This is a genomic window from Kitasatospora sp. NPDC093679, from assembly GCF_040683455.1.
Lineage (GTDB): Bacteria > Actinomycetota > Actinomycetes > Streptomycetales > Streptomycetaceae > Kitasatospora > Kitasatospora arboriphila.
The window spans coordinates 1-1,028 of sequence record NZ_JBFBDW010000123.1 but is presented as its reverse complement, the minus strand read 5'-3'; the positions used below and the strand labels follow the sequence as shown (position 1 = coordinate 1,028).

The window sequence follows — 1,028 nt, the reverse complement described above, 5'->3', positions numbered from 1 at the left end:
AACGAGTTCAGCCTGTCGTACATGTTCATCGCCCACGACCTCTCGATCGTGCGGCACATCTCCGACCGGGTCGGCGTGATGTACCTCGGCAAGATCGTCGAGATCGCCGACCGCCAGTCGCTCTACGAGGCCCCCCGGCACCCGTACACGCACGCGCTGCTCTCCGCCGTGCCGGAGCCGGACCCGGACGACGCCCGTGAGCGGATCCGCCTGGTCGGCGACGTCCCGTCGCCGATCAACCCGCCGTCGGGCTGCCGCTTCCGCACCCGGTGCTGGAAGGCGCAGGACAAGTGCGCGACGGAGGAGCCGCCGCTGGTGCAGCTCTCCGGCAGCCGTGAGGGCCACCTGACGGCCTGCCACTTCCCGGAGGAGGGCACCACCCTCGCCGCCGACGTCCCGGCGCAGCGGGAGACGGCCAAGGAGCTCTGACCCGGCCGCACGGCCTCGGAGCGACGGCGAAGGGCCCCTCCACCCGCGGGTGGAGGGGCCCTTCGCCGTCGGTCCGTCGCAGTCCGTCGCTACGCCGGCGGGGGCGGGCCGTCCGGCCCGGTGCCCTCGGTCCCGGTGTCGGGCTCCACGACGTCCCGCTCCACGATGTCCTGCTCCCCCGTGTCCCGTTCCGCCGCGCTCTGCTCGATGTCGCGCTCCGCCGCGAAGTGGCACGCCGACTCGTGCGCGGCCCAGCCCTCCAGCCAGGGGCGGACGGCGAGCAGCGGGACCTCGACGGCGCACTTCTCCTGCGCCTTCCAGCAGCGGGTGCGGAAGCGGCAGCCGGACGGCGGGTTCGCCGGCGAGGGCACGTCGCCGGTCAGCACGATCCGGTCCCGGTCCTCGCGGGCGGCCGGGTCCGGTACGGGGACGGCGGAGAGCAGCGCCTGGGTGTACGGGTGGGTGGCGTGGTCGTAGATCTCCTCGTCGGAGCCGATCTCGACCATCTTGCCGAGGTACATCACGCCGACCCGGTCGGAGATGTGCCGCACGATCGAGAGGTCGTGGGCGATGAACATGTACGACAGGCTGAACTCGTT

2 protein-coding genes are annotated in these 1,028 nt (G+C 72.6%); one reads left to right on the top strand and one right to left on the bottom strand.

The features are described from left to right. Nucleotides 1-429 (top strand): ABC transporter ATP-binding protein (locus tag AB0O09_RS38740; protein ID WP_363550521.1); only part of this gene is annotated, 429 nt, incomplete at its 5' end. Between the two features lie 89 nt (nucleotides 430-518). On the opposite strand, the gene AB0O09_RS38735 is transcribed toward AB0O09_RS38740, so the two are convergent. Beyond that, nucleotides 519-1,028, bottom strand: a 510-nt coding sequence (locus AB0O09_RS38735; RefSeq protein ID WP_363550518.1) for an ABC transporter ATP-binding protein, incomplete at its 5' end; no start/stop codon positions are given.